The following is a 7114-nucleotide window of genomic DNA, read 5'->3' as shown; positions in this document are numbered from 1 at the left end:
TTCGGGCCGCGCCCGCTCCGGCGCCCCAGGCGCACAAGCCGGGGGCCGCGCTGCCCCCCATGCCCGCGTCGCTCAGCACGCGCGCCGCCTCCGTGGAAGCGGTGGAGGCGCAGCTGCGCGCGGCGGAGCAGTCCCTGCGCTTCGTGGAGACGCAGTTCACGGAGCGCCCCGAGCCCAGCAGCACCGACTCGCAGCTCAAGCGCTTCTCCGAGGGCGAGGTGTACTCGCTGCTGGGGGACTGGGCCGCCGCGTCCGTCCTCTTCTACGACCTGGTGAGCGACCCGGACTTCAAGGCGAACCCGCGCTACCCGGAGGCGGTCTTCTACCTGGCGGACGCGCTCTACCAGCAGAAGAACGACATCGGCGCGCGGGTGTACCTGCGCGACGTGCTGTCGCTGCCCCTGACGCCGCAGCGCTACAAGGAGGCCGTGAGCCGCTACCTCGCGGTGGCGGGCCGGCTCCAGCAGTTCGAGGGCATCGACGCGTACGTGGACAAGGCGCGGCAGCTGTCGGGCGGCGTGCTGGCGCCGGACATCGCCTACGTGCACGCGCGCGGCACCTTCAAGCGCCTGGACCTGTCGCCGGAGGAGCACCAGCAGCGCTCGCGCGCGCTGTTCGCCCCGCTGGCGCAAGGCCCCGGCGCCTTCCGCGTGCAGGCCGTCTACCACCTGGGCGTGCTGAGCGTGCAGGGCGGGGACTACCCCGCGGCCATCGCGCAGTTCCAGCGCATCGTGGGCAGCGGGCCGGACGCGGTGGTGTCCACGGGCCTCTCGGAAGCGGAGGCCCAGCGCTTCCGCGAGCTCGCGTACCTGTCCCTGGGCCGCCTGATGTACGAGACGGGCCGCTACGACGAGGCGCTGGACCACTACGGCCAGATTCCGCGCGAGAGCGAGCGCTTCCCGGAGTCGCTGCTGGAGGTCGCGTGGACGTACGTGCGCAAGCAGGACTTCACGCAGGCGAAGAACGCCACGGACATCCTGCTGCTCGTCGCGCCGGATTCGCAGCTCGCGCCCGAGGCGCGCATCCTCCAGGGGCACCTGCTCCAGAAGCTGCGCCAGTACGACGAGGCGCTGGAGACGTATGAGGGCGTGGTGCGCATGTTCATGCCCGCGCGCGACAAGGTGGACGCGCTGCTGCGCGTGAACCACGACCCCGTCGCGTACTTCGACAACCTGCTGGCGCGCAACGAGCGCTCCCTGGACGTGAGCACGCTGCTGCCCCCGCTGGCGCTGAAGTACGCGTCCACGCAGAAGGAGGTCGCGGACGCGGTGCGGATGGTGGGCGACCTGGACAGCGGCCGTCAGGGCGCGGGCGAGGCGAAGGCCATCGCGGAGCGCATCCTGGAGGCGCTGGACGCGCGCGGGCTGGAGGCGTTCCCGGAGCTGCAGGAGGGCTACGTCCGCGCGGAGGCCGTGGACACCGCGCTCACCGCCGTGGAGCAGTCCCTGGTGCAGGCGGAGGCCGCGCTGGTGGAGGAGAAGCTGACGCCCGCCGAGCGCGAGAAGCTGCTCGTCGCCCAGGCGCCCGCGAGGCCCAGCGGCTGCGCTTCGCGGCGCTGCCCACCACCAACAAGGAGCTGGAGGCGCGCCGCCAGCGCATGCAGGCGAAGGTGGACGCGGTGGACCGCGAGGCCTTCCGCGTGGGCTACGAGCTGCAGAGCCTGCACGCCAACGCCGCCGCCATCCGCAAGTGGGTGGAGGACACGCGCGACGAGCGGCAGGCGGACCCCGCCGAGGAGCGCGAGTTCCTGGTGCAGCTCCAGGCGGAGATCGCCGCGCTGCGCGACCTGCAGGCGGAGCTGGACCACACCCGCGCCCGGCTCGCGACGGAGCGCCAGTCCACGGACACGTCGCTGGACGGCGAGGCCGCCATCCGCGCCCGCTACTCCGCCGCGCTCCAGCAGGAGCACGGCTCCTGCGCGCCGGTGAAGGCCGGCTGTCCGGCGAGGACACCCGCGTGCTCCTGCGCATGCACGCGGTGCGCTCGCGCATCGACTCGCTGCGCGGCCGCGTGGCGGTGGCCCGGGTGGCGCTGCGCTCGCGGCTGGAGCACCGCGTGAAGTCCATCCGCGACAAGGTGCGCGTGGAGCAGGCGCTGCTCCAAGGCTACGAGCAGGAGGTGGCCGCCGCGTCCGGCGACGCCCGCAACCTGGTGGGCCGCATCGCCTACGACAGCTTCCGCCGCGTGCGGCAGCAGTTCTACGACCTGGTGCTCAAGGCCGACACCGGCACGGTGGACGTGGCCTTCAGCCGCACGCAGGACAACGCGGCGAACATCCAGAAGGTCGCCAAGGAGAAGGCGGACGCGCTGCGCGCGCTCGACACGGAGTTCAAGGACGTCCTGTCGTCGGAAGGGGGGGACTGATGGCCCTGCGCCGCCCTGCCCTCGCCCTCCTCCTGGCGCTCGCGCCGCTGGCCTCGCACGCCGCGAAGGCCAGGGCCCCCAGCCAGGCCGCCAAGAAGACCTCCACGCCGACCTCCACGCCGACCTCCACGCCCGCGGCCCCCGCGAAGGCCCAACCCGCGCCCCCGGCCGTGCCCGCGCCCACCTCGCGCTACCTGGACGGCCTGGGCCACACGCCTGAACAGGAGAAGCTGCTGCGCGACGTGAGCCGCGCGCTGGAGGCGTACGAGGCGGAGTCTCGCGACTTCCACCGCGAGGTGAAGCAGCTGGTGGAGCGGCGCTACCAGCAGAAGCGCGCGGCGCTCTCCAACGCCTACGAGAAGACGCTCACCGCGCTGGAGTCGCAGGAGCGCACGCAGCGGCTGGACGCCATCGCCCGCTTCGAGGACTTCCTGCGCCGCTACCCGGCTGAGCCTCGCGCCACGCCGGACGTGATGTTCCGGCTGGCGGAGCTGTACTACGAGCGCTCCGCGGACGAGCACCAGCTGGCCCGCCGCGACTACGCGGAGCGCGTGCGCACGATGTCCGACGAGGCGATGGCGGACCTGCCGCCGGAGCCGGAGGTGGACTTCACGCCGTCCATCGGGCTGTACCGCACGCTCCTCGCGCGCTTCCCGGACTACAGGCTCAACGACGGCTCGATGTACCTGCTGGCGTACTGCCTCAACGAGCAGCACAAGGACGAGGAGAGCCTCGCCACCTACCAGCAGCTCACCACGCGCTACCCCAAGAGCCGCTTCGCCACCGACGCGTGGACGCGCATCGGCGAGTACTGGTTCGAGGACGAGACCGACCCGGAGGCGCTGCGCAAGGCCGCCGACGCGTACACCGTCGCCACGCGCGACACCGAGCACCGGTTCTACGACAAGGCCCGCTACAAGCTGGCCTGGACGTACTACCGGATGGACTGGTTCGAGGAGTCCGTGGACAGCTTCCTGCTGCTCCTGGACCACTACCAGTCCCACCAGCAGTCCGGCAGCAAGGCGGACGAAGGCGACCTGCGCTCGGAGGCGCTCCAGTACATCGCGCTGTCGCTGGCGGACGAGGCGTGGGGCGGCGTGGCCAAGGCCCGCGACCTCTTCGCGAAGCGCGGCGGCCGGCCCTACGAGGCGGAGGTGTACCGGCGGCTGGGCAACGTCTACTTCGACCAGCTCCGCAACGAGGAGGCCATCGCCGCGTACCAGCAGGTGCTCTCCACCGAGCCCCTCACCGCGGACGCGCCGCGCCTCCAGCAACGCATCGTCCAGGCCTACGAGCGCGACCGGCGCATGGACCTGTACGCGCAGGAGTCGGAGAAGCTGGCCAACAGCTACCTGCCCGGCGGCGCCTGGTACGAGAAGAACAAGGACGACCCGAACGCGCTGTCGCACGCGCAGACGCTCGCCGAGCAGAGCCTCTACTCCGCCGCCGCGTACCAGCACCAGCAGGCGCAGGCCTTCCAGAAGGAGGGCAAGGACGCGGAGGCGAAGTCCACCTACGCCGCCGCAGCGCGCGCGTACGGCACCTACCTGGAGCGCTTCCCGCGCAGCAAGACCGCGTACGCGATGCGCTTCTTCCACGCCGAGTCCCTCTTCAACTCGGATGCGTACGGCGCGGCGGCGAAGGAGTACGAGGCCGTCCGCGACTCCAACCAGGACAACACCTACCGGGACGTGTCCGCGCACAACGCGGTGCTCGCCTGGAAGGCGCAGCTGGACGAGGACGTGAAGGCCGGCCGCGTGCCCGAGCGCAAGCCGCTGCGCGCCAGCGAGCGCCCCAAGGACGGCGCGCACGCGCCCGTGGCCCTGGCCCAGACGGAGGCCGCGCTCGTGAAGGCGTCCGACGCCTACGTCGCGCTCCTGCCCAAGGAGGAGGCCGCGCCGGGCATCGCGTACCAGGCCGCGGAGCTGTTCTACACGCACGACGACTTCGCCCAGGCCCGCCCCCGCTTCGAGCGGGTGGTGCAGGCGTACCCGCGCAACCCGGTGGCCGGCTACGCCACCAACCTCATCATCGAGTCCTTCCTCGTGGACCAGGACTGGAAGAGCGTGGAGGAGGTCAGCGCGCGGCTCGCCAGCAACGCGCAGGTGGTGGACCCGTCCAGTGAGCAGTACCGCGAGCTGATGAAGTTCAAGCTCGCGGGCCGCTTCAACCTGGCGGATCAGCTGGCGTCGCAGAAGCGCTACGACGAGGCGGCGAGGAAGTACCTCCAGCTGGTGGAGGAGGCCCCCCGCCACGAGTTCGCCGACAAGGCGCTCAACAACGCCGCGGTGGCGTACGAGGAGCTGCGCCGGTTCGACTCCGCGATGAAGCTCTACGAGCGCGTGTACCGCGACTATCCGAAGTCGCCGTGGGCCCACACCGCGCTGTTCCGCGTGGCCCTCAACGCGCAGAAGTCCTACGACTTCGACAAGGCCGTCACCAGCTACCAGAAGCTGGTGAAGGACTACCCGAAGGCCGAGGAGCGTGAGGCGGCGCTCTACAACGCGGCGTCGCTGCTCGAAGGCCAGCAGCGCTACGCGGAGGCCGCGGCTGCCTTCCAGCGCTGCGTGGAGCTGTATCCCCACGGGAAGAACGCGCCGGAGAACCAGTACCGCGCGGCCCGCATCCTGGAGAAGCAGGGCGACACGCGGGGCGAGATCCAGGCGCTGGAGGCGTTCGTCCGCAAGTTCGCGAGCAAGGCGGATCAGGTGGAGCTGGTGGTGGACGCGAAGCGCCGCCTGGGCGACGCGTGGAAGAAGCGCGGCAACGCGAAGGAGGCCCGGCGCGCCTGGGCCGCCGCCGCGGACGACTTCGACCGCCGCAAGCTGAAGCCCGACACGCAGCCGCGCGCCGCCGAGGCCGCCGCCTACAGCCGCTTCCAGCTGGCCGAGCTGGAGTTCCAGCGCTTCGACGCGCTGAAGCTCAGCGGCTCCGGCAAGGCGCTGGAGAAGAGCTTCACCAAGAAGACGGAGGCCGTGAAGGCGGTGGATGCCGCGTACGCCCGGGTGCTGCCGTACAAGCAGCGCGAGTGGTCGCTGGCGTCGTTCTACCGGCGCGGCTACGCCCTGGAGCGCTTCGCCGCCACGCTGCTGGACGCGCCGGTGCCCCCGGAGGTGAAGCGCCTGGGCGACGACGCGGTGCTGACGTACCAGGACATGCTCACGCAGCGCACGGTGGCGCTGGAGGACCGCGCGGTGGAGAGCTACGCCGCCACGCTCAAGGAGGCGCGCAACAGCCGCGTCTCCAACGAGTGGACCCGCCGCACGCTGGAGGCGCTCAACCGCTTCCGTCCCAAGGAATATCCCGTCCTGAAGGCGGCCCGCGGCGTGCTCGCGTCGGAGACCGTGTATCCGGACGGCCTGCTGGGCAGCCTCGCCGCGCCCGCCGCGCCCGCGCGCGTGGACCCCGACAAGGCGCCCCGGCTGACGGAAGGGGGCACGCCATGAACGCGGGCCGCAAGTTCGCGCTCACCGGGCTGGTGCTCTGGCTGTCCGCCTGCGCCACCGCGCCCGAGACGCGCAAGGACGCGAAGCTCACCGGCCCGGAGTCAGGGCCCGCCACGGCCGTGAGCACGGCGCCGAAGGCCAGCGAAAGCAAGTCCGGTGAAGCGAAGGCCGGCGACGCGAAGGCTGGCGACGCGAAGGCCGCGGTGCAGCCGGCGCCGGTCGCCAAGTCGCTCTCCGGTCAGGAGCGGGACTTCACCAGCGCGGTGGAGGTCGCCCGGCGCGGCGAGCTGACCATCGCGGAGACCGCGCTCAAGGCCCTGCTGGAGAAGTCCCCGAAGCTGGGCCCCGCGTGGACGAACCTGGGCATCGTGCAGGAGCGCCAGGGCCGCTTCCCGGACGCGGAGCGCTCCTACCGGCAGGCGCTGGCGCTGGAGCCGGACCTGGAGGCCGCGTGGGACTGCCTGGTGCGGCTGTCGGCGCGCACGGGCCGCGCGGCGTCACTGGAGGCGGAGCTGCGCGAGGCGCTGACGAAGCAGGACTCGGTGGCCCGGCGCACGGCGCTGGCGCTCAATCTCCTGTTGCAGAAGCAGCACGCGGCCGCCGTCGCGGAGGCCCGCCGCGCGCTCCAGGTCAGCGAGCAGCACGTGCCCGCCATGCAGGTGCTCGCGCAGGTGTACGCCCGCGAGGGCAAGTTCGAGCTGGCGTCCATGGTGCTGGGCAACGCGCTCGCCATCGACGCGCAGGACGCGGCCACCCTCAACGCCCTGGGCCTGGTGCACCTGGGCCTCAAGGAGCGTCCCCAGGCGCTGGAGCGCTTCCGCCAGGCCATCGCGCTGCGGCCGGACTTCGCCGAGGCGCGCAACAACCTGGGCACCCTGCTCAACGAGGGCGAGGACTACGCCAGTGCCCGCGTGGAGCTGGAGGCCGCGGTGAAGGCCGCGCCGGACTTCGCCGCCGCCCACCTCAACCTGGGCAACGCGTACCGGGGCGAGGGCGACTTCCCCCGCGCCCTGGCGGAGTACGAGCGCGTGCTCCAGCTCCAGCCCGACGCGAAGGACCCGTACTTCAACCTGGGCCTGCTCCACCTGGACCTGGAGCCCGCCGGCATGGACCCGCTGGAGCGCCTCCAGAAGGCCGCGGCCTTCCTGGGCCAGTACCAGGCCAGGGGCGGCACCGACGAGCGCACCGCGCAGTACCTCAAGGACGCGCAGAAGGGCATCGACCGGGAGACCCGCCGCCGCGAGCGCGAGCGCAAGGAGGGCCTGAAGAAGGCCGCCGGGCCGCCGCCGCGCCCACGACGCCCC

At 72.1% G+C, this 7114-nt stretch carries 4 protein-coding genes; all 4 read left to right on the top strand.

Annotated features, from left to right (window positions below):
• Positions 1-1928, top strand: a 1928-nt coding sequence (locus ACLEQD_RS33270; protein WP_410389572.1) for a tetratricopeptide repeat protein, incomplete at its 5' end; no start/stop codon positions are given.
• Between the two features lie 28 nt (positions 1929-1956).
• A complete protein-coding gene (locus ACLEQD_RS33265) occupies positions 1957-2364 on the top strand; it encodes a hypothetical protein (RefSeq protein ID WP_410389570.1) in 408 nt (135 codons plus the stop codon).
• Positions 2364-5810, top strand: a complete 3447-nt coding sequence (locus tag ACLEQD_RS33260; RefSeq protein ID WP_410389568.1) for a tetratricopeptide repeat protein — start codon at positions 2364-2366, stop codon at positions 5808-5810. Before ACLEQD_RS33265 ends, ACLEQD_RS33260 begins: the two co-directional genes overlap by 1 nt.
• Positions 5807-7114 (top strand): tetratricopeptide repeat protein (locus ACLEQD_RS33255; RefSeq protein WP_410389566.1); only part of this gene is annotated, 1308 nt, incomplete at its 3' end. The genes ACLEQD_RS33260 and ACLEQD_RS33255, both read left to right, overlap by 4 nt.

The organism is Corallococcus sp. 4LFB (genome assembly GCF_046520365.1).
GTDB classification, from domain to species: Bacteria; Myxococcota; Myxococcia; order Myxococcales; family Myxococcaceae; genus Corallococcus; species Corallococcus caeni.
This window is presented reverse-complemented; position numbering and strand designations above follow the sequence as displayed.